Origin of the sequence: Methanocella sp. MCL-LM (genome assembly GCF_049676595.1) — an archaeon.
Taxonomy (GTDB): Archaea; Halobacteriota; Methanocellia; order Methanocellales; family Methanocellaceae; genus Methanocella_A.
Genome location: NZ_CP187259.1, coordinates 1,864,901 through 1,885,257 on the forward strand (window position 1 = coordinate 1,864,901; position 20,357 = coordinate 1,885,257).

The window sequence follows — 20,357 nt, forward strand, 5'->3', positions numbered from 1 at the left end:
GCTCAGTCCCCGGCGATCATGATGCACCCGGGCCTGGCCTCGTAGATCTCGCCGATCTGTTTCAGCTTATCTAGCTCTTTCATGACCCTCGCCTCTTTTAGCCCGCGCTCTCCAGCCTTTTTAACTACTTCTATGACTTCGACAGGAGAGTCTTTGCCGCCGAGTTCCTCTATGATGGTGGTGAGATCTTTTATTCTGTCCCTCTGGCTTTTGCTAACGCCGGCTGTGAAAATGTTGATGTCCTGCTGGCCGGTCTCACGGTCGGTCGATGACTGGCTGAGGCTGACCTCCACGATCCGGATGACTTCTACGGCATCCTCGATAGTGGCCACGTTGCTGAGGCGCATTCGAGCCCGGGCCTCGGTGAGACGGATGAGGCCTTCCAGTTGCCTGGCACCGATCTTGATCGGCTCTTTATCGCCGTCACCGTTCTTCCGGAGACCAGTATAGAATTCGATTAGACGGTCCTCCGCATCTTTCGATAGGAGTGGGAAGCATTTCCTTTTAGCGTAGGCGATATATTTCTTCAGCATCACGGTATCGATGGCCGGTTTCACCGTGGTGATCGCTGCTTCGATATCTTCGTCTTTGATGCTGCAGCTCCTCAGGTTCTTTTTCTGTACCATCATTTCGCCGGCCTTATGCGATCTAACGATATGCCTCGCCGTGTTCAGGTCCCTCTTCTCCTCGGGGATATCCCGGAGCACGTATACGAGATCGAACCTGCTCATCAGGGATGGCGGCATGTTGATCTGTTCGGGGATGCTCTCGTACGGGTCGAACCGTCCGTTTTTCGGGTTGGCAGCGCCCAGGACGCTGACCCTGGCCATGAGGGTGGCTTGGATGCCGGCCTTAGCTACTGTGATCGAGCCCTGCTCCATGCACTCATGCAGACTGCTCCGGTCGTCCGGATGCATCTTATCCAGCTCGTCCAGGGCGGCCAGGCCTTTGTCGGCGAGTACCACGGTGCCGGCTTCGAGGGTCCATGCCCCGTCGAATGGGTCTTTCACTGCAGCTGCAGTAAGCCCCGCTCCGGACGAGCTCTTCCCGCTAGCATATTCCGCCCTGGGCGCAAGTTTGACCACGTACCTGAGGATTTGAGACTTCGCAATGCCCGGATCACCCACCAATAGAACGTTGATGTCTCCCCTCAGCCTGGTCCCGTCAGGCATGGACTTAGTGATCCCGCCGAACAACTGGTAAGAGATAGCTTCCTTGACATCCTGGAACCCATAGATGGAGGGGGCGATGCTCCCGGAAATTTTCTTATAGATTTCCTCGTCCTCGCTGAGCTTGAGGATCTCTTTCTCATCATCCGGAGTGATCTCTACCTCGTCGAATTCCTGCTCCTGCCGTTCGACCATGACCGCATCCATATAGATGTCAAAGTACACGGTTTTCCCGTCCTTTGTTATGCGCTGGACGCTCCGGAGGATGCCATTGATGACTACCGGCTCGCCCGGGACCACCAGGCCAGCCAGATCATCACTGACGTTAATATCGAGAGTCTGAGGCTGCTCCCCGCCCTTCAAATTCTCCGGGGACTCCTGGATCTTCACCCGCTGGAAGTCCTCAAACATGGAGTCCTTATACAGCAACCTGAAAACACCTTTCTTATCATCGTTGCACTGGCAGTACGCCGGCTCGATGAACTTTCCGGAGCCCTCCTGAGGTATATACAGGATGTTTTTACACCTGGCACATTCGAAGGCGGCCTCCATGACCCTGGGCCTGACATCGGTGATCTTCCTCACGGTCCCGTCAACGCTGATCAGCTGGTTCACATCACTGCTCCGGATGTAACGGATCTGAGTCTTCCTGGGCAGCCCTGACACCCTGATCCTCGCATCCACCTGGGACTTGACCGGCAGATCTATCAGAGTTAACGCATCCCGGGCGTGAGACATGACCAGGTCAGGATTCCTGATCAGCTCGTCCGCCAGCCTCGTGTCAAATTTCCGGATATTCAAGAATGAGACCACTAAGGCCTTATTTTTCACGTCCGATACGGCTAACTTAGCTATGTCATTTTTATAATATCTGGTTAAAAGTTCCTTCCATCTTGCAACACTTGAAACTACTACATTTACCATTTCCAGCCCTCCTGGACTAAGACAGCATCATGATGCTGATTCGTTTTATGCTCGTTCATGAAACGCTTCGCTGTACGCCTATCAGTAGGCTCACAAATATCCTGCTGGCAGGTCCTGCAATGCACCCGATAGGAGGGTTTCCGCAGACCCCCCGCAGTGCGTATACGCTCACGGTCTTCCAGCTGACCAGCAGAGCGTATACGCTCACGGTCTTCCAGCTGGCCAGCAGAGCGTATACGCACAGGTCCAGCAGCTGCAGCTTTAACCTCCTCACTAGTTACTGAGACCAGCTCCGGATGACCGATAGATTCAATAGCCATCTCGATGGTGTTATGCCGCAGCATCTCAGCCGCATCCTGAGAGCTCGCCGGCTGCTCGACCAGGACCTCCTCAGGCACCAGCTGGCCAGCGAGATCCACCTGGCCAGCAGCTGCAGGTGCCGGCGGACAGACATGATGAAAATACCGGCCCGTCGACTCACTATGAAGCGTATACTGGTCTGACGGGTTGACATGGCCGCCACATTTTGCACAGACAACATCGGTCGACGTCACGATACCACCTCAGACCTGGCATAGACTGGCAGCTGTTCGGAAGCTACTGGCCAATACCAGTGAACCACTATCGGCAACACCGGACAGTATACGACATCACTGAGCTCGCAAAAATCAGCGAGAAACTCAGATGGCGAATCATACCCCTCAGCCTTGAAAAACTGATCCGCATGCGCTTCCAGCTCATCTATATACACAGCTGTCAACCCGAACCATTTTCCATCCAGCTGGAAGACATCTCCGATCTTTCCCTTCGGCCTGAGCCTGGCAGTGCAGGTCTTGCGGCCCTCCATGGACGCCTTGACACCCCTGGGAGCCATCGACATGACGATCTCCCCCATCAGGCCACCCCCTTCGATTTACCCCCGCTGGGGATGGACTCCCGGGGGTAGCATCTTACGCACTTTCCCGGGTGCTGCTTCTCGTGCTCGAAGTAAACTTCCTTAGCCTTCGAGAAGGGAACATTCTCAGCCAGGGTGATGCTGCAGATCAGGCAGCGGACATCATACCTATGATCACTTTCGATCACTGGTTTTCGCCCCCTCCACTTTCACGCCACTCCCGAAATTCGGGGTCGCCGCCCCGGGCAAGCGTTCCATCTCATCCACGATCTGCTGCATCTCCGAGGAGACCTGCTTCGCTCGGGACTCCATGTACTCGTTGAATTTCCGGTCCCGCTCCTCCTGCTCCCTCCGCTTAGCCAGGGTCCTCGGGTCCTTATCCATTCTCGCCTTGAAGTCCGCGAGCTCTGTCAGGAATGACTCCTTAACAACCAGGTTTCCGATCTGGTTCGCCCTGGCCAGGACATGCGGGTAAAAATCCTCGTTGGTAAATGTCTTTTTAAACCACGAGTTCAACTCCCCAAACACCCATGCAACCTCATCATAGCTCACCGGAGCCGTCCGCTCCACCAGGTTGACACTCCTGCCCTGCCGGCGCTCTTCCAGCTCGATATGCCTCTTAGCGAAAATCTCATTCACCCGGTCCTGTATCGCCCAGGTGATGATGCTTCCATGCTCACTGATATGCTTCGCCAGCCGAGTCCTCCCTTCGATCAGCTCATCGATCTTCTGATCATACTTCGACAAACAAACATCGTGGCCATTCTCCAGAATCCAGCCCTTCACGAGCTCCTTAATCACATCATTCGGGTGCTTCCGCTGATACTTGCACGTATCGAAAAACGACACCAGCATATCTATCGGCAGGCTCACCGGAATCGTCTGACTATAATTATGGAATTCCTGCCGTATCAGCTTCAACGTGGTCTTCAAGTACCACTTCTCCGCGTCTTTCTCCAGATTCGGATCTGCTGGAACCTCCTTGATCTTACCTTCCCAATCCTTGACCATCTAGCTCATCAACTCCTTAACCTGGGAATCATCTTTCTTCTCTCCGAGACCATCTGCAGCAACTATCTCACTAGCCGCTGCGATCAGCCCATACCCGCAGATATCCCGCCACGGGGATTCTCCAAAAGCGTTCTTACGCGTAGCGATCCGGAACATCTTATCAATCAACCGGGCCACGCCCAGCAAGTCCTGATACTGCTCCGGACGCACACCCTCCGGGTAAAGGACCCGGAGGATCTCCGAACTCCTCGCAAACGAATCCCCATACGCCTCGTTCTTCTCTACCGTGAGCTCGCCAATCTCCCTGGCAACTCTCAGAATGACCTCTCTATCGACCACATTCCCCCCCCCATTATTTCTTAGAGTCATTACCAGCATCGGCATACGCCCATTTTCCTATCTTGATATAATGCTCGGCGATCTGCCTCTTCAACGGTGACAACGCAGCCACCGCCTCACGCTCCACGACCTTCTCAGGCCAATTGGAGGAGGGGGAGGACGAACCCTGGCTTCTCGCCCGGTGGAGCTGAGCCTCAGCCATGAATCATCCCCCCCGTTGATAATTGCGAACGAGCCTTACCGGCATCCCTAATCATAGGACGCTTAACGAAGTCCCGACTTTTAGCCGCTGCCTTAGAGCACACTGATAGTTTTTTGAAAGCAGACTGCCGTCCATGCTCCTCGACCAGCGTGACCAGGTCCCCCGCCAGACTCACCAAGAGCAATGATCTACCAGAACCAGCAGGCAGACGCCTCCGCTTCACCACGCCCATCCTCTCCAGCATGGAGACAGCCGTACAAACAGTGCTGATCTTCACCTGGGTGACTCGCTCCAGGTCCCGAAGAGAAGACTCCCCATTCACCGCCAATCCCACCAGGACACGGCTCTCACCTGTACGGAAACCAGCCTCTCGGATGATCTCAGCATACTCTTGCTCCTTTTCATCTAGAACAACAAACTCACCAGACCTCAAGACAGACCACCCGCCTTAACTGCCGGGTAGTACCTGGGAATGTCAGATCTGCCAGCATCCCAACTGACCCTTCCGAGATCTACCAGCTGGAGAAGAGCATACCGCACAGCATCCACATGGGTATTCATGATCTCCGCCAGCTGAGGAGCTGCACGGCCAGGCTGAGCCTGGACAAACTTCTCCACCTCGTCCATCAGACTGCAGATCTCCAGACCATACTGCAACATGACTTCCTCATCCTGAGTAAGGTGCATCACTGACCACCAGCCTTAACCATGAAGTAGTAGTCTTCAAGCAAAATGTCCACTACAAGCGGCTCACCTTCAGATGCAGGGATATGAACGGCTTTCGCGCCGATCAGTGTCAACCTTGCCATCCCAGGATTATCAGCAGATGGTTCAAGCATAACAGCCATCACGGCTCACCTGCCGGCTTGTAGCAACCCTCGACCCTTACCTGGTCGATACCCCTGATCACTTTACCATACCCAGTGGCGTCACTGTTCCCGCACCGCCTGCGCTCATGACCATCACGAGGATCCTTCGGATACGGATCAGCATGACCACACGTCCTGCATGGACCCACCTGGCCAGAAGCCTCAATCCTCGAGCTCATCATGCTGAATCACCTGATCCTATGGACTCAGTTTCTTCAGGGTCTGCGTCCTGGCCGTATGGGAAGAACATGAACTTGCTCGCCTTGTCCATTCCGAGCTCAATTTCATCCCCTAAAATTAGACCATTCTCAAAAAAGATCTTGGGGATAAAAATGGCTACCATACCGTCTTTTCTTTTCTGGACGGCGACCTTCTTTTTGATTGCCATTTCATCGTTTATTTTGATCATATTGCTCACCTTTTCAATGTAATTGCAATTCAATTGTACATTAAATTACAATTGTATTACAAGAATATTGCACAATTGGTTATATAACTTTCGATTGCACAATTCAATGTTAATTAGGTGTACATTGAATGGCAAGGCCTCCAAAAAAGTATGAGAAGGGAGTTGGAAAAACTAGATTAGTAGTCGAGCTCGACGAAGAGCAATTTAGAGTTATATCTAAGGACCTAGAAAAAATAGAAGGGCATTTGAAAGATGAACTGGGTACTACATCACAGAAAGCGGCAATCATTGCTGCAATTAAACATTATGCACGTCATATCGAGCGCGGGGATTTTGAGAAATAATACTTTCGGATTAATGTTTCATTATTGATTTAATGTCTGTTTTATATCAGTCGTTCGAGGTATTTTGATTGACTGATCTTGTTGGTACTTGTCCTGTGTGCAGGTCTTCTCTCGTTGTTGATGTGCGGAATCGTCTCTGTGTCCAAGAGGACCTGGAGACCAGGGAGGAGCTGCAGCTGAAGGGTATCCGGGTCAATGCTCAGAAGGGCCGGGATGAGTGGATCGTGAAGGCTATCAATCCGTTTATCGGCGATGATACCACGACTGAGTATCTGGAGAAGGTCCTGGTGGAAGAGTTCAGCGTGTGTAGGGATCATGTTCCTAAGTTGATGGACACGATCATCGATGTTTATGGATTATACTCTCCGGATGGAACTCGTCTGAAAGCAGTATGAAATATTTCAGAGATGTTGATCTGAGATCAATCGATCTCTGATTTTTTGATCGGGGATCAATAGTTTTTCTGATCTCTCAATTTTTTTCCCCCTATACCCTTCCGAGGGAACTTTCTCTAAAAATAGTTTTTTTTAACTACCACTTTTTTTAGTTATTTTTTGATGGTCTAAAAAAATCGGTGTACCATACCAACTTCTTGTAAAATAACTAAATATAGTTATTTAGTATCTCATTTGTTGAGTGTCTGAACTCGGAGTCAAAATTGGCTCAAAAAATAACTAAAAAAAAAGATAGTTAAAAAAAACTATTTCATCACCTATCTGGGTAAAGTGATTAATAATTTTATCACAATTAGGTGTTTAATTTCATATTGTTGTAATTACATATGAAATAGTTTTTTTTAGTGAAATCGGTCCGTATTTTTTTTTAACTATTTTTGATGATGTGATTTTTCATCGTTTTTCATCACCTGGTGCTTGAGAGATCCCTTCGTAAATAGCGAATGATTCGTATATGGTGAGTTAATTTTGACTGGTGGATAATATTTTAATGTGATTAATTGTATTACAATTGATTATATGGTAAACGAATGTGAAGTTTGCGGTTCTGTTGAGGTTATTCCTTTTCGTTGTAAGCGTTGTGGTGGTGTATTTTGTGGCGAACATCGTTTGCCGGAATATCATGATTGTATGGCGAGGCGGGATCTTGCTCGGAAAATCTTTTTAGAGCAGTCTTCTAGCGAAAGTGCTCATCAAACGCGTGAGAGGGCAACTGTAGATTCAACTCCGCGCCTACCGAATCGTCTTCATAAGCCTCGTAAAAGTTTGTCTAAAGGGTTTAAATATCAATTATCCGGGTTTAGGTATGGTGTTCGGCGTTTTTTTAGAAGGCTTCTAAGGTCAAGTTATATTATACCATTAATATTGATTATTATTGTGGCTTCCGTAGCTTCCTATACGGTTTATACGGATAATGGGAGTTCGGTTGACGGCTTTTTCAAGGGACTATCAGACATCGTATATCCCCCAGTATATACGCAGTCATTGAAGCTTGACAGTAATACCTATCTCGCAAATCCCGATGGAACCCATGCTTGTGTTACGATTTATAGAAATGCTACCGATCCTACTTATGATGAATTGATGTCTTTTCTCTGGCAGGATGATACTTATCTAAAAACCTATGTTCCCGGCAAGTTTGTTTGTATTAATTTTGCAACCAGTTTAAGTGATAATGCTGAACGGAATGGCATTAAGGCTCATGTCGTTAGTATCGAGCTTTCTGGATATCCTTATGGAGGGCATGCCTGTAATGCGTTCAATACTACGGATCGAGGGTGGGTCTTTGTGGATGTCACAGGGAATACGGCGGAACAAAATGCCCAGGGGCAGCCTAAATCATGGGGTCTGGTGGATATGAAGGTAGGTTATCCATATCTTATACGCCCATTAACATTCACATATGGGTGGACAGAAGAACCACTTGGTAGGATCATAAGCTATCAGATTGTAAGCTGAATACGAGTGTATACGCTCAATCCTCGAGGACAGAACGTATACGCTCTCAAAAAATGTTTAAGCTTCTTTTTCGCTGACTGCTGCGATGATTCTTATTTCCATGTCCAGTTTTTGTTTATCGGATCTCGCCCTGAGCTTGTCACATTCCTCACCTGCCTGGATATGGTCTTCAGCTCCGGCGTAGAATCTCCAGGCTCCATCTGGTTGCTTTCCTACTATGGCCCACTTGTAGATCGATCCTGTCGAGCCTTTGTAGAGGACCTGGTCATCTATCTGGACAGCGTGGTAGATCCTGCTGCTGGCGGCTTTGGCGAGCTTGTGCTCCTTGGCGGCCATCGAGGCCAGGCTCTTCCTGGAGAGCTGGGGCTTAAGCTGGGGCCTTGCCTGTGGCTGGGCATCAGCATCAACTACGGGCGTGTGTACACTCTCGGCTTTTTTCTGTGGGGCTTGTGGTGGTTGCCATGCCCAGGGTCTGCGCTTATACCTGGCTCTGCAGATCTTACAGACGAGCATCTCAAATTCGCCGTGGCCGTCCTTTTCGATTGTAGTATATACATCACTACGTTGCCAGTTGCGAGGGTCCTGGTGGCTGTGGTCTGCTCCGGATGCGAGCTCCTGGGCGATGAGGTCATAGATGTTTTCGGGCATCTCCCAAATGGTATTAGCAATTTTTGTGCGTATACATTCATTGTTCGGAGCTGGTGCGGCAGGTTTCGGGCTGGCTGCAGCTGCAGGACCTGGTGCGGGGGTCTGTGCCCGGGCTTCTTGGACTGGTTGATTTTGGGCTCTGCGTTCGGCAGGTCCTTTCTCCTGGTAGATGTTTTTGAGGGTGCTGGTGCCCTGCATGGGCTGGCCGGGCTGGATGCCGTGCTCGGGGCATTTGATGTATCCTGCGTAGTGGAATCCTTTGGAGTCTCGTTCGTAGAGGGGTGTTCTCCTGGTGGGGAGTTCCCACCGGTTGGTTCTTTGTTCATCACATTTTGGGCAGCAGTAACCCATCTGTAGGTTTTTGGCAGGGCTGTAACTCATAATAGTACGTATACGCTCTAATAGCTTAAATCTTCCGAGCGTATACGCTTAGAAGATATCTGGAAGATATCAGGAAAAATTGTTCAGGTCCTCAGGGTGGCCGGCAGTCCAGCGGCAAGCATCGCCATGGTCATGTCAGGGCCTCGGACGTCATGCAGCAGGACCTGGCCAGCTGCAGATCGTGGCCTGACGTGCGTATACGCTCACGAGCTCGTGGATAGTTTACCCAGTAAGGATAAAATTTTATTTGCTGCAGCTCGAGATCCTTGACTGGCCAGCTGGTGAGCTGCTCGAAAATCGGCAAGCGTTAAAAAATCGTGAGCTGAATTTCTCGTAGACAAAAAGGATAAAAGCCAGCGATCCGCTCGCTGGCCAGGGCGGAGGGCAGTCATGTTGTTCGTCTCCTGCTGCCAGACGACTACTCTCGGGGTAGAGACGCGGTGCGTGTGCCCGTATGAGAATCAGTTTTGAGTTTTTGGTAGAATGTTTTTGATAGGGTGATGCCTGGCTGGTCTATGTACCTGGTAATGAGGTGTGAGGCCGCCAGGATGACGGGGATGCTGATCAGTGTAGCGGTGATCACGCTGACTGTGTACGATACGCCGTTATTGTGCAGGATCAGGAAGGTGGTGCTGGTCACTGATCCGAGGACGAGCATGTGTACCAGGTACATGCTGAAGCTGATCCTGCCCAGGTAAGTGAACACTCTTCTTGATAGGATTGTTTTTAGCTGGGGCAGGTTCAGGACTCCCAGGGTGATGAGGAATGCTGCGATGGTGTGTACTGTGGTCAGGGGTTCGTTATTCTGCAGGTGGAAGATCCAGGTGATCAGGTCCATGTTCTTTGTCGTTATCGTGTCCCATGAGCCGAGGACCAGCCCGTAGACCAGGAGCATTGCGTATACTGGTTTAGCATGTGTTCCCGGGGTTTCTGTGTGGTAGAGGTCGGCGAGCAGGACGCCGAGGATGAAGCCCAGCGTGTAGGAGTCCCAGAAATATATTGAGGCTATGAGGTATGCGATCCACCTGTAGGGTTGTCTTCCGAAGAGCATGACGAAGGCGAAGGCGATGAGGCTGCCGGTGAACTCGGTGGTGAGGGTCCACATGACGCAGTCATAAGAGTTTTCACCGTTGAACCATACTCCCCACAGGGCTTCCCCGATCGCATCCGGAAAGCTGCTGTTGAACGTCCAGAAGCCCTGGAGCCACTCTGAGCCGATGACCTCTCCTGCCTGGATATTTGAGAACAGGGACAGGTTCATCAGGACGAGCGCCAGGAGGATCGTGATCAGGACTGGTGGCAGGAGCCTGGGGTATCGTCGGACAGCTCCGGACACGAGGGTCTCCTGGTCTCCAGTCTTGAAGTACCTGTAGGTGAGCACGTAGCCGCTGAGCACGAAAAAGATACAGACCGAAAGGTTACCAGCGTAGAGAAGGTTCAGGAGCGGGATCTCTTTCATGCCCGGGAGGAATGCCTGGACAAAATGATGGATTACTACGATGGCGGCCGCCAGTCCCCTGAGGCCGTCCAGATACCCGATTTTTTCAGTTACTTTTACCCTCTCCTAAAACACCCATAAAGATTATTATAAAAGTATTGGGTGCTCCCGGTTGCCGATATATATGGAATGTTTGAGCTACGGAGCAGCCGGGAGCACATTATAATTTTCATTTAGGTATAAATACCGGTTTGCTGCCGTTCATCACCTCAACGTACTGCAGCGCATTATCATCATCCTCTACATAGTACGCTGGATCTTCTACAGGCGTGTGGCCAGCTGGCCAGAGGCTTGGATCGGAGGCTTTTATATAGCCTCCTAAGCTCGCATCATCGAAAATCCAGTTGTGCCTATCGTAGATGTACATCATGACCAGGTATTCCATTTTATAGTAGTTGATTTGTATTGTTCTTCTTGTTTCTTGAACTACTTCTTGTGATGGTGTGGGTATGAAAACCCACTGTGCGTAAATATCGTAGATCCAGCACCATGTCTGGCTTCCGTCTGGTGAGTGGACGTTTTTATTATTTGGCCACATGCTCGCGTTGTTGTAGTCTGCGAGATAGGCCGGCCCGTCATCATTCGTGTATGGTCTGGGCATGGGTATTGGTGTCCATGTCGGGGATGCGGTAGGTGTGGGTGTTGGTGTTGCTGCAGGTGTTACCGTTACAGCTGGTGTTGGTGTCCATGTCGGGGATGCGGTAGGTGTGGGTGTTGGTGTTGCTTCCTGGGTGGGAGCTGCTGCAGCAGCTGGTGTGGGTGTCGTCTGGGTGGTTGGTGTCTGGGTGGGTTCGGCCAGGGTGATGGTGGTGTTGTTACTGCCATAGGTGGTGGCCATTGTGGTGCCGTTTGGGGCGAGGATGTTGATTTGTATGAAGCCCATGGGTTCGCCGCTGGCCATGGCGTATGCGCCCATCGCGGCGGCGATGGCGATGACGAGGCCTGCGCCCAGGACCATGCCTTTGAGAGTACCGTTCATATATATCCCTTGTAGTATAATCGCTTTTGAATTATTTATGTTTTTTTAGTTGCTTTAGGATTCTGTTGGTGTCCAGGTTCTCAGCCTTGACGATGGCTGCGATCACGTCTTCGGTACGCTCTCCTTTGTAACGGGCGTCACGGCGTCCGTTCCTGATTACGTCTATTCTGGTTGCCATACTTATCTGCCTCTTCTTAGTTGGAATACGAGGAACCCGATACCTACGATCACGAGAATGGCAGTCATCCACTGCCAGTCGTGCGGTAGGTACGGGAAGAAGATACCTCCGAGACCGAGAACGATGATCCCTAGGGGGAGTAGGCTCCCGGTCCCGATGGCTATAATCGCTCCGACGCCGCCCAGGAGGCTCACGTAGAACATTGGGTCCCCGATGCGGTCGCTGATCTGACCTTTCAAACTGTTGCCCAGGCCGGTCATGTTGAAGTTGTCCGGCGATCCATTATTGCCCATAGTGTTATCGATAATCCCCTGATAGGCTATCGTGGGGATCGGGCGGTGTGTGGTCCCGGGCTGGATGGTGGCTCCGATCAGGTTCCTCGGCCCTGTGCCCTGGGTGGGCGTCGGGCTGAAGACTTTGATGGTGGCTGTCTTTGTGCTTTGCCCGGTGGGGTTGGTGACTGTCAGGCTGACTGTGTAGGTGCCTGGCTGGTTGTAAGTGTGCGAGGGGTTCTGGCTAGTGCTGGTCTGGCCGTCGCCGAAGTTCCAAGAATATGTGCCTGCATACTTGCTTTCATCGGCGAATATGATATTTGCTGGTGTTGTACCAGTGGTTGGATAAGACGTGAATACTGCAGCAGGAATTGGGTATTGCATGGATACCCAGGTGCCATTTATGATTGTACCTGTATATCCGTTGCTGGTTGAGTCGATAGCATATATGTCTGAACCAGTGTTCATTTTATAGTACGCTTTTAATCCTGGTTCGTTACCGGCGAGTTCTGACCATAATGTTGACTTTATATCCGATTGTGATCGTGGTATTGTCCAGAGTCTTACATCATCAATAGTTCCCGTATGCATAGTGTCTATGATCGTTCTTTTTCTAGCTCCGATGCTGGCGGTATTTAGTGAGATGGGTGTGTGTGAATACGTGCCGGTTGCGTCTATAATTCCATCAACATATAATGAGCAAGCGCCATTGTCATCAACGAATGAGATGTGATGCGGAATACCATTATTAATCGTTGTTTTTCCAGTTATATCGATAGATGGATATTGCTGAATATTGTCTCGTAATGTTATGCGAGCTTTACCGTTGGATATAAAAATCGCCCATGTTTGTTGTGATGTTGTATCGTTGCCTTCGGCGTAGATAGACGTGATTCCGGACGTTGTCGTATTTGTAATGAACTCAACTGTGTAGGCATTTCCGTAAATTCCGCCAGTGTTGCTGACGTCTATATAACCATTACCAAAAAATTTTAATGATACTGGATTAACTGACTCAGCATTTGCTAATCCTGAAAATAATATGAGTACAATAAATGAAACGCTCACTAATGTTATGCGTGATGGTATAGACATTGAATTTCCCCTCATTTAGTTATCCATGCTCCTTCCTGTCTTCAGCTCGATCAACGTGATCGCATGGAAGATCGCAGCGATACTCTGTCCAGCCCAGCAGACCTCATCACTACACCCCAGCCAGTCCAGGAACGAGTACGTGCAAACCGTATTCCAGATCAGAGTGCCCACGGCTCCCGTGCTCTGAAGGAAAGCCTGGCCACCTGCTAAGACATCCCCGATGATGGGTATGTTCTCGCCAGGAGTTCCTGAGGTCGCCTGGTCGACCTGGTTCATGAGCTGTTCTGCGTTGACGTTCGTAGGGGTGCTGATCAATCCCGGGAATAAGCCCATCTGGATGAATGCAGTGGCTACGAACGAGATGATAAGTATCAACATGCTGAGCTGCAGACTTCTCCACGCCATCTTTATTCCTCCCCCCTTTCCTTCCGTCCTCCATAGTAGAGGAACGCTGCCACGACAGCCCCAGAGAGCCCTACACCTATCCCTGTTACAGTGTCGAGCCATCCGATCCCATAGAACCAGTAAGCTTCCCCAACGATGATCAGGGCTACCAGTCCGTTGACCAGCATGAAGCTGGCTGCCGCCGTGAGGATGACGACGATGAGCACGATCATCGGGTAAAATCCCTCATCAATACCCTGCAGGACTGCTTTATGCGGGAAGGTGGCCGGATGTACCCTGGTCACCACTCCGTAATAGTTGTTCACTGCCTGTACTTTGACCGTGTACGAGTGCCCGTTCGCTTCCGGAATTACAAAGGTGTGGTTAGCGTACCTGGCATTAGTCGTCGGCTGGGTGACAGTGCTGATTGTCGAGGATCCATCCGTCAAGTTCTCCAGGAGTGTGAATGTGACCTGCTGGGTGAGCTGGCTGTCATCAGTGTAGAAGACGTCGATGTACCCTGTTGTCCCGCTCCTCCTGGTGTCCACATCGACGTGTATGTCCCGGTCGCTGAACCCTGTGCCGTAGCCATTGTACTGCTGGCTCGTGTTGATCGTGGAAACGTTGCCAGGGTTGAAGGTGCTGCCCCAGCTGGTCAACGGGACCACAGTGATCCCCACCAGCTGGTTAGCCGTATTATCCGGAGTGAAAGTCTCGGTCTTGTTGACGCTCATGCTGCTGCTATAAACGTTAATCCTGTACTGTTTGCCCGGGACCATGACGAAGGACGTGAGTCCGTTACTGTCGGATATGGCGCTGTCGATGAACTTCCAGTCAGCATCGTAAGCGGTGACGGTGAACTCGCTCCACCGTTGGAAATAGTAGGTGTGAAGGTAGAATTGCACGACCTTCTGGCCCACCACGGCACTCTCCTCACCGATGTCACCGAACGCCATTTCCTCCGGAGCATTACCAACGGTGATCGTCGAAATTACCGTGTAATCACTCATTCTAATGACTGAGACACTTGTGCCAGCGCAATTTACTACGTATACTTTACCACCTGTGGCTTTTACATGGCACGGACTATTACCGACAACAATATTTCTTGAAACCTGGTCGTTTGCGGTTGTGATGACGGCCACCTGGTTGCTCCCGTATGTTACATATGCTTCGGAACCGCTGGGTATGAATGTTACTCCTGAAGGATTACTTCCTACTGTTATGGTTGCATCCACTGTCTGGCTGGATGTGCCGATCTTGCTTACGGTATTAGCACCGCTGTTAACGACGTATGCAGAGTTTAGTAATGGGTTGAATGCAATCTCGTCCGGGCCAGCTCCCACGGAGAGGGTCTTCACTACAGTGTTATCGCTGATCCGTATGATCTTTACCTGGTTGGTATAGTAGCATGCGGCGTACAGGTACTGGCCATTGGGCTGCATTGCGATGCCCCTGGGCGATGTACCCAGGCCTATGCTGGTCACGACCTGGTTGGTGGTCGTGTCAATAACCTTTACGTCCTGCGAATTTGTGCAGGCAACATAGAGCTTGGTTCCATCACCATTCATTACTATTGTGCGGGGGCCGCTCCATCCGAGGCTGATTGTGTGTATCACAGTGTTAGTACCTGGGTCGATGACGCTGATCGTGTGATCCATCGAATTGCTCACGTAGATCCTCGTGCCTCCTGGATTGGTGGCCACACCGATCGGTTGTGTGCCCACGGTGATATTTGTGCTCACGGTGTTGCTGTTCAGGTCTATGACGCTCACGGTGTTGCTGTTGGTATTTGTCACGTACCCGAAGTCTGCTGCAGCAGCTACCCCTGTGGTTAGTAATAGTAGAAGAATGGAGATCAATAAGAGCCGTCTCATAGGAGTGGATTCCCTCCCCCGAACGGATCGTACTTTTTCACGTTGTTCTTGAATACCCTGCTGCGCTTCCACCATCCCGCTTCCTTTAGCGAGTCGTCTTTCTTCTTTTTCTTGCCACCAGCCTTCCGGATAGGGGGCTCTTTGCGTACCTGCTTGTATTTCAGGGGTGTGGGGATCTTCAGGTCGGTCTTCACTCTGGGCATCTCCACCGTCTTCGGCCGGACCTTTGACTTATCCACCGTTTTAGGTTTCGTGGCGGTGATCGTGTTGATGGCCAGGTCCTCGAGGCTGACGGGCTTCGAGCCGAGTTTGATCAAGGGCTTAGAAATGCTTTTTAATCCGCTCGTCTCTGCAGTGATAGTGGGAAGGCCCTGCTTGATCTTGTCTCGGCTGCCGAGGGTTCCGATGATCTCACTGCTCAGGTCCGGGACGATGAACTCCGATTTCGGCTTCGCAGACGATACCGGGGGCCTTGCCTTGATTGAGGGTCCGGTGATGTCCGGGCGTATGGTCTCAGGCTTGGCAGGGGTCCTGGTGCGCACTCTGCCGATGGACAGGGCGCTGTACATGGTATTCCATTCTTCCAGCTGCTTTGCGAATTTCTCGCTGTTTACCCTGGTGCTCTGCAGCTTGAAGCCCACGTCCGGAAGATCCACTGGCTTCGGAAGTCCCATGCGTTCTGCGTTCGGATTGGTGAAGAATTCGTCGAAGGGATTCTGGCCGTGCATCTTCTTGGTGACGCGGCCGCTGATCCTGGCGGATACGTCCTTCGTGATCTTGATATCGTAGATCCTGCCCCGGGGTGAGAAGTCCTCTACGTTCCGGTTTCCGAACCACTCTTCACCTGCAGATGCTGGTTTGATGTCTCCCTCGATCCGGACGGGCTCGCCACCGATCTTTACATCTGTAGCTTTTCCGGTGGGAGTGAGGTCCTCGATGGCGGGGGTGTCGAACCATTCTTTTGTCGAGGTCCTCGCTATAACGTCAGGGGTCTCGGCGAGTTTTCCGGTGGCGGTGCCGATGCCCTGGATGTCTACCCGGGGGATTCCCGAGGGCTTCGTGCTGAGCTCGGTCCATTTGGTGACAGCCCTGGCGTTCATGACGCTGGCCGGCTGGGTGGGGCGTATGTCTGTGAAGGCTTCGAGGCTTACTCCGGAGTTCCTGGCCTGCTCTGCTTTGCTCAGGGTTTCCACGGGCTTCGGCGTCTTCGCAGCTCGACCTACTCCAATTGTTTTCCCTGGGATTATTCTGAGGGCTCCGATCTGCGTAGCCGTGTACAAGGGACGTTCTATGATGGATGTGCCGAGATTTCCGAGGCCTGTGGTGGCTGCTTCCTGCCATGCCCTGTTTAATTTATCCTGTTCTTCCTGGCTTTTGGGTTTCAGGTGCAGCTGGGTGAGGATGCTGGCTCCGGCTCCGAGGTCTGCCAGGCCTCCTACGGCGGCGGTGGGCAGATCGACGAGGCCTTCAGCCATCTCTTTCGAGGCTTTCAGGATTCCTGGGTTGCCCAGGTAAAAGATCTTTTGACTGCCTTCAGCTGCTTTCATCTGAGCCTTGATCGGCTGTGCGACGTTCACATCGTAAAGCCTGACTCCCTCTTTCACGAATGGGTAAGCGATCGGGATGTTGAGCTGGGTCGTGTCTATGCCGGCTTTAACCAGGGGGTTGTCCGGTCCGAATACATATGTGCCTGAAGAGTCGGTCATCTGTTTTGGCGTGCTCGGCCCTGTGATTTTACTGGCTGTGCCGAGGGCTTTAATTACTTCTTCACGTCCGCTGCTGCTGGGCAGATACACGAGGGCATCCTTCGCCCTGGTGGGCTCCCGGACATTCTTCCCGATGAACCTACCGGACACTGGATCGTAGTAGATACTGCCCTGCAGAGTCCCCTCACTGTCTACGGCGTAGACTCCGCTTCTGGGGTTCTTATTCCTGGTCAGGGGTATGTTCTCGGGGTACACGGTCCCGGTCGTCTGGTCTGCCGGGTAAACTGTATCCTCCGGAGTGATCAGGGCCACGTCCTCGATGACCGACTCCTTCGTGTCTATACTGGTACCGATCTTCCATTTGAACTTCGTTACCGTGCCCGGAGTACCTGGGGATGTCTGTGGACTGGTTACCGATAGGTTGCCTGATAGTTTCTCGTATTGTAAGCCGAGTTTTCCGATCTCTTGCTGGAGATCATAGAATTCGTGGTCGAGGCTCTTCCGTCTTCCCTCCAGTTCTACCCGGTCCCGCTCCAGGCTCTCAGCCTGCAGGGTCATCATGCGGGCCTGCTCCTCGGTAGCACCCTGCTGATTCAGGTCAGCTATAACCTTGTTATGCCCTGCTATAGCATCGTTGTACCAGGCCACGCTCGACTCGTAATCCGCTACCCGGACGTTATAATCGTCAGACCTTTTCCGGACTCGTTCAGAGTAAGCATCGTACACGGCCACGGCCTTATTGCCCTGTTCGCCTGCCAGTGGTATCATCCTATTTTGCCTCCACAGGTTTCTCTTTCTGCTCGATCTTCAGGTGGAGGTATAGTCCGGTGAAGATGCACGCCACGAACGCTGACAGGCTCAAGTAGATCTTATTCCCTGATACCAGGTAGAAGACGAGGAGCATGAGGACAGCGTATCCGATAAGGGATAACATCTTCATAGTTTTCCGACCTCCCCGCTGCCTTCCCTGAGGAAAGGCGAGATGGCCAGGAATATGAAACCGCCGATGGATATGACTACGGGGATCATTCTGGCCAGCCAGATGTAATCCTGGAGGCTGTCAAACGTATCCACTCGGCTGCCTGGCCCCGGGTCGCTTACATTCCAGATCCTTTGTACGATGTTGTCGAGGAATAGCCAGATTCCGAATACTTGTAATGCCAGGGCGATCAGCTGGGCCCTGATGCAGACTATGACTCCGTCTCTTAAGCTCATGTGTTTCTCCCTGCCCTTATCGCGATGGCCATGATGATCCCGCCGACTATGATGGCGATCCAGGCGAGCAACGGAACGTTATCCCAGCGCATTTCCCACCCGTCGAAATACTGGTGGGTCGCTGTACTCATGACCAATCCGTTGCCCAGCATACCGTAAACCTTGTCGAGGAGCAAGTCCGCCCCGTAGCTGAAAATAGCGTAAATAAACAGGAGAGCAACCAACGCCAGCACCACTTCGATAAGAAGGAATGCTACGCTGCCACTGTCATCCTCGACCCGGACCACGGTCAGCCACCCCAGATCATATCGTCACCGTCGACGCCACTCCACCGGTCACGCTCACCGGTACGCCGGCCACTCTTCTTGGTGCCACCCTTCTTTTTACCGGACGTCTTACGGGAAGAGCTGCTCTTACGCTTTGGCGGTGCCCTGGCAGGCTTCGATGATCCCAGGAGTGCATCCATGGTTCTGCCGAGCATCTTGCCTTTCTTCTCTCTGAGTTTATGCTCCCGCTCCCGGATGCTCATCTCCTTTTCCTTGAGGGTGAGATCTTTCTCTTTCCGCTCGATCCTCAGGGTCCTCTTAGCCCTGTTGAGGGTGCGTTCTTTCTCGATGAACCGTTCAGCCTTCGCAGCCCCATTCGTGATCGCCGCTCCGGTCGCCCTGGCAGCTCGCTGAGCTCCACCTACAGCCCGGCCGGCTACATATGGGACCTTTGACCTGGATAGTACATCGTCCGCTTTCGCAGCGGCCTGTTTGAATTTATCCAGCCATGCCACTATATCAACCCCAAACCAAATCCGAATCCCCCGGACCGTTTTTTCGGCGATGCCTTCTGGGGGGACTTGGTCTGCCGGGGCGGTTCGGAAGTTTTCATCGTCCCTCTCCGCGGGTACAGTCGCTTATTATCATGATCGTAGAAAGCGACAGTCCTCCCCTCGTAGGGGGTTTTCCCCTCACGCTGGACGAACTCACCCCAGCCGTTCATCTTTTTCAAGTCTATCGTTCCCCGGTTATTTTTTAAAACCCGGTTCTCAGCATCCCGGTCCGATTTAACCTTCACCGGACCAGCGTATTTCTTCTTATCAATGTGGAATCTACCCATGATAGATCACCGTTAAAGTCCTCCTCCTGCCATTTTCATCAGAATGATACCGCCGATAGCCCCGCCGATAACCAGGAACCCGGTCCTCATATCCGGAGTGATCCCGGCGAGCAACCCGGTAAGACCGCCCTTAGTCTCCTGAGCGATCCTTTCCACGTCATTGAGGACTGTCTGGTTGAGCGGGTTTACCATGGCGTTGAAGCCTTCGATCCAGTCGAACGGTCCCGGTGTGAGTGCCTGTTGCTGCAGGTCCTCCCAGGCCCTGAGGACCTCGGCCTTGAACTCGGTTTCAAGGTTGACCTTTTTGCCGTCCTTGTCCTTGATCTCCAGGGTTTTATATCGCTGTCCGACGCGCTTGGCGGTGGCCTCTAGCTGGCTGGGCATGAGCGTCAGGTACTCGCTGATCAGGTGGTCCTGAGGCAGCATAGCGAGCAACGGGAACCGCTTCGAGTTCTCCCTGGCCGCTTCCTTGATTTTACCCACAGTAGTCTTCTTTTCAGCGGCCTCGATGCCGGTGAGTGCCGGGTATTCTGCGGGGGTGTCGCGGATGTGGTCGATGTACCTGTTGATCCGGACGATCTGGGTGGCGTCGCTGGGGAGGAGCCAGGAGAAGTAGTTGTAGACGCGCTTGGCGGTCCTGCCGGCGCCGGCGATGTTGTATCCCCGGGCGTCGTAGTGGCTCCGGTTGATCTTGAACTTGTTTTTCTTCTCGTCCACGAAGAAGATGCTTTTATCATCTTCCAGGTCGGCGACCATGTATTTCACTCGCTTGTTACCTGTGTACCAGGCGAGCAGGTCCTTCTTCTTCAATCCTGCCCACAGGAACGGCAGGGCCTCGGGACTGTACCACCAGAAAAAGAAGTACAGTGTCGCCAATCCCAACGCATAGGGGAACAGGAATAATGCGATGCCTGAAAAGGCTGCTAAGTCTACCATGTTTGT

Annotated in this window: 28 protein-coding genes; 4 read left to right on the top strand and 24 right to left on the bottom strand. The window is 51.9% G+C overall.

Features of this window, described 5'->3' with window-relative positions; all coding sequences use genetic code 11:
* Window positions 1-2: 2 nt before the first annotated feature.
* Together ACPLPM_RS09525 and ACPLPM_RS09530 are read right to left on the bottom strand one after the other, a co-directional pair.
* Window positions 3-1,970, bottom strand: coding sequence for a minichromosome maintenance protein MCM (locus ACPLPM_RS09525; RefSeq protein WP_424356550.1), 1,968 nt, complete (start codon window positions 1,968-1,970; stop codon window positions 3-5).
* Window positions 1,971-2,148: 178 nt separating this feature from the next.
* Window positions 2,149-2,367 (bottom strand): hypothetical protein, encoded by a 219-nt coding sequence (locus tag ACPLPM_RS09530; RefSeq protein ID WP_424356551.1) that lies wholly within the window; start codon window positions 2,365-2,367, stop codon window positions 2,149-2,151.
* A 58-nt stretch (window positions 2,368-2,425) separates the two neighbouring features.
* Between ACPLPM_RS09530 and ACPLPM_RS09535 the strand changes: the two genes are divergently transcribed.
* Window positions 2,426-2,596 (top strand): hypothetical protein, encoded by a 171-nt coding sequence (locus ACPLPM_RS09535; protein ID WP_424356552.1) that lies wholly within the window; start codon window positions 2,426-2,428, stop codon window positions 2,594-2,596.
* Window positions 2,597-2,643: 47 nt separating this feature from the next.
* Here ACPLPM_RS09535 and ACPLPM_RS09540 read toward each other — a convergent pair whose 3' ends face one another.
* The 8 genes from ACPLPM_RS09540 to ACPLPM_RS09575 all read right to left on the bottom strand — a co-directional run bounded on the left by ACPLPM_RS09540 (window position 2,644) and on the right by ACPLPM_RS09575 (window position 5,818).
* Window positions 2,644-2,988, bottom strand: coding sequence for a hypothetical protein (locus ACPLPM_RS09540; protein WP_424356553.1), 345 nt, complete (start codon window positions 2,986-2,988; stop codon window positions 2,644-2,646).
* Window positions 2,988-3,176, bottom strand: coding sequence for a hypothetical protein (locus ACPLPM_RS09545; RefSeq protein ID WP_424356554.1), 189 nt, complete (start codon window positions 3,174-3,176; stop codon window positions 2,988-2,990). Before ACPLPM_RS09545 ends, ACPLPM_RS09540 begins: the two co-directional genes overlap by 1 nt.
* Window positions 3,163-3,999 carry a hypothetical protein gene (locus ACPLPM_RS09550; RefSeq protein ID WP_424356555.1) on the bottom strand — a complete coding sequence of 279 codons (837 nt, stop codon included), beginning with the start codon at window positions 3,997-3,999 and terminating at the stop codon, window positions 3,163-3,165. The genes ACPLPM_RS09545 and ACPLPM_RS09550 overlap by 14 nt, the downstream gene beginning before the upstream one ends.
* Window positions 4,000-4,338, bottom strand: a complete 339-nt coding sequence (locus tag ACPLPM_RS09555) for a hypothetical protein (protein WP_424356556.1) — start codon at window positions 4,336-4,338, stop codon at window positions 4,000-4,002.
* A 13-nt stretch (window positions 4,339-4,351) separates the two neighbouring features.
* Window positions 4,352-4,540 carry a hypothetical protein gene (locus tag ACPLPM_RS09560; RefSeq protein WP_424356557.1) on the bottom strand — a complete coding sequence of 63 codons (189 nt, stop codon included), beginning with the start codon at window positions 4,538-4,540 and terminating at the stop codon, window positions 4,352-4,354.
* A gap of 429 nt (window positions 4,541-4,969) precedes the next feature.
* Window positions 4,970-5,227, bottom strand: a complete 258-nt coding sequence (locus ACPLPM_RS09565; RefSeq protein ID WP_424356558.1) for a hypothetical protein — start codon at window positions 5,225-5,227, stop codon at window positions 4,970-4,972.
* Window positions 5,227-5,388, bottom strand: coding sequence for a hypothetical protein (locus tag ACPLPM_RS09570; RefSeq protein WP_424356559.1), 162 nt, complete (start codon window positions 5,386-5,388; stop codon window positions 5,227-5,229). Before ACPLPM_RS09570 ends, ACPLPM_RS09565 begins: the two co-directional genes overlap by 1 nt.
* A gap of 199 nt (window positions 5,389-5,587) precedes the next feature.
* Window positions 5,588-5,818 carry a hypothetical protein gene (locus ACPLPM_RS09575; protein ID WP_424356560.1) on the bottom strand — a complete coding sequence of 77 codons (231 nt, stop codon included), beginning with the start codon at window positions 5,816-5,818 and terminating at the stop codon, window positions 5,588-5,590.
* 128 nt (window positions 5,819-5,946) lie between these two features.
* Here ACPLPM_RS09575 and ACPLPM_RS09580 point away from each other — a divergent pair, with 128 nt between their 5' ends.
* The 3 genes from ACPLPM_RS09580 to ACPLPM_RS09590 all read left to right on the top strand — a co-directional run bounded on the left by ACPLPM_RS09580 (window position 5,947) and on the right by ACPLPM_RS09590 (window position 8,075).
* On the top strand, window positions 5,947-6,162 hold the full coding sequence (locus ACPLPM_RS09580) for a hypothetical protein (RefSeq protein WP_424356561.1): 216 nt from the start codon (window positions 5,947-5,949) through the stop codon (window positions 6,160-6,162).
* Between the two features lie 122 nt (window positions 6,163-6,284).
* A complete protein-coding gene (locus tag ACPLPM_RS09585; protein ID WP_424356562.1) occupies window positions 6,285-6,557 on the top strand; it encodes a hypothetical protein in 273 nt (90 codons plus the stop codon).
* A gap of 579 nt (window positions 6,558-7,136) precedes the next feature.
* Window positions 7,137-8,075: an AN1-type zinc finger domain-containing protein gene (locus ACPLPM_RS09590; protein WP_424356563.1), complete on the top strand. Its 939-nt coding sequence runs from the start codon at window positions 7,137-7,139 to the stop codon at window positions 8,073-8,075.
* Between the two features lie 57 nt (window positions 8,076-8,132).
* On the opposite strand, the gene ACPLPM_RS09595 is transcribed toward ACPLPM_RS09590, so the two are convergent.
* The 14 genes from ACPLPM_RS09595 to ACPLPM_RS09660 form a co-directional block, all read right to left on the bottom strand.
* Window positions 8,133-9,104, bottom strand: a complete 972-nt coding sequence (locus ACPLPM_RS09595; protein ID WP_424356564.1) for a hypothetical protein — start codon at window positions 9,102-9,104, stop codon at window positions 8,133-8,135.
* Window positions 9,105-9,522: 418 nt separating this feature from the next.
* A complete protein-coding gene (locus tag ACPLPM_RS09600) occupies window positions 9,523-10,644 on the bottom strand; it encodes an acyltransferase family protein (RefSeq protein WP_424359962.1) in 1,122 nt (373 codons plus the stop codon).
* A 127-nt stretch (window positions 10,645-10,771) separates the two neighbouring features.
* Window positions 10,772-11,581, bottom strand: a complete 810-nt coding sequence (locus tag ACPLPM_RS09605) for a hypothetical protein (RefSeq protein WP_424356565.1) — start codon at window positions 11,579-11,581, stop codon at window positions 10,772-10,774.
* Window positions 11,582-11,612: 31 nt separating this feature from the next.
* On the bottom strand, window positions 11,613-11,759 hold the full coding sequence (locus ACPLPM_RS09610; protein WP_424356566.1) for a hypothetical protein: 147 nt from the start codon (window positions 11,757-11,759) through the stop codon (window positions 11,613-11,615).
* A 2-nt stretch (window positions 11,760-11,761) separates the two neighbouring features.
* Entirely contained in the window at window positions 11,762-13,141 is a 1,380-nt protein-coding gene (locus tag ACPLPM_RS09615; RefSeq protein WP_424356567.1) for a PKD domain-containing protein, read from the bottom strand.
* Window positions 13,142-13,531: a hypothetical protein gene (locus ACPLPM_RS09620; RefSeq protein ID WP_424356568.1), complete on the bottom strand. Its 390-nt coding sequence runs from the start codon at window positions 13,529-13,531 to the stop codon at window positions 13,142-13,144.
* A gap of 2 nt (window positions 13,532-13,533) precedes the next feature.
* Complete coding sequence (locus ACPLPM_RS09625) at window positions 13,534-15,387, bottom strand: hypothetical protein (RefSeq protein ID WP_424356569.1); 1,854 nt, start codon at window positions 15,385-15,387, stop codon at window positions 13,534-13,536.
* Window positions 15,384-17,861 carry a hypothetical protein gene (locus ACPLPM_RS09630; protein ID WP_424356570.1) on the bottom strand — a complete coding sequence of 826 codons (2,478 nt, stop codon included), beginning with the start codon at window positions 17,859-17,861 and terminating at the stop codon, window positions 15,384-15,386. Before ACPLPM_RS09630 ends, ACPLPM_RS09625 begins: the two co-directional genes overlap by 4 nt.
* A 1-nt stretch (window position 17,862) precedes the next feature.
* A complete protein-coding gene (locus tag ACPLPM_RS09635; protein ID WP_424356571.1) occupies window positions 17,863-18,033 on the bottom strand; it encodes a hypothetical protein in 171 nt (56 codons plus the stop codon).
* Window positions 18,030-18,308 (bottom strand): hypothetical protein, encoded by a 279-nt coding sequence (locus tag ACPLPM_RS09640; RefSeq protein WP_424356572.1) that lies wholly within the window; start codon window positions 18,306-18,308, stop codon window positions 18,030-18,032. Before ACPLPM_RS09640 ends, ACPLPM_RS09635 begins: the two co-directional genes overlap by 4 nt.
* Window positions 18,305-18,595: a hypothetical protein gene (locus tag ACPLPM_RS09645; protein WP_424356573.1), complete on the bottom strand. Its 291-nt coding sequence runs from the start codon at window positions 18,593-18,595 to the stop codon at window positions 18,305-18,307. Before ACPLPM_RS09645 ends, ACPLPM_RS09640 begins: the two co-directional genes overlap by 4 nt.
* Window positions 18,596-18,597: 2 nt before the next feature.
* A complete protein-coding gene (locus ACPLPM_RS09650; RefSeq protein ID WP_424356574.1) occupies window positions 18,598-19,089 on the bottom strand; it encodes a hypothetical protein in 492 nt (163 codons plus the stop codon).
* Window positions 19,089-19,415, bottom strand: coding sequence for a hypothetical protein (locus tag ACPLPM_RS09655; RefSeq protein ID WP_424356575.1), 327 nt, complete (start codon window positions 19,413-19,415; stop codon window positions 19,089-19,091). The genes ACPLPM_RS09650 and ACPLPM_RS09655 overlap by 1 nt, the downstream gene beginning before the upstream one ends.
* Window positions 19,416-19,427: 12 nt before the next feature.
* Window positions 19,428-20,351: a hypothetical protein gene (locus ACPLPM_RS09660; RefSeq protein WP_424356576.1), complete on the bottom strand. Its 924-nt coding sequence runs from the start codon at window positions 20,349-20,351 to the stop codon at window positions 19,428-19,430.
* Between the last annotated feature and the right edge of the window lie 6 nt (window positions 20,352-20,357).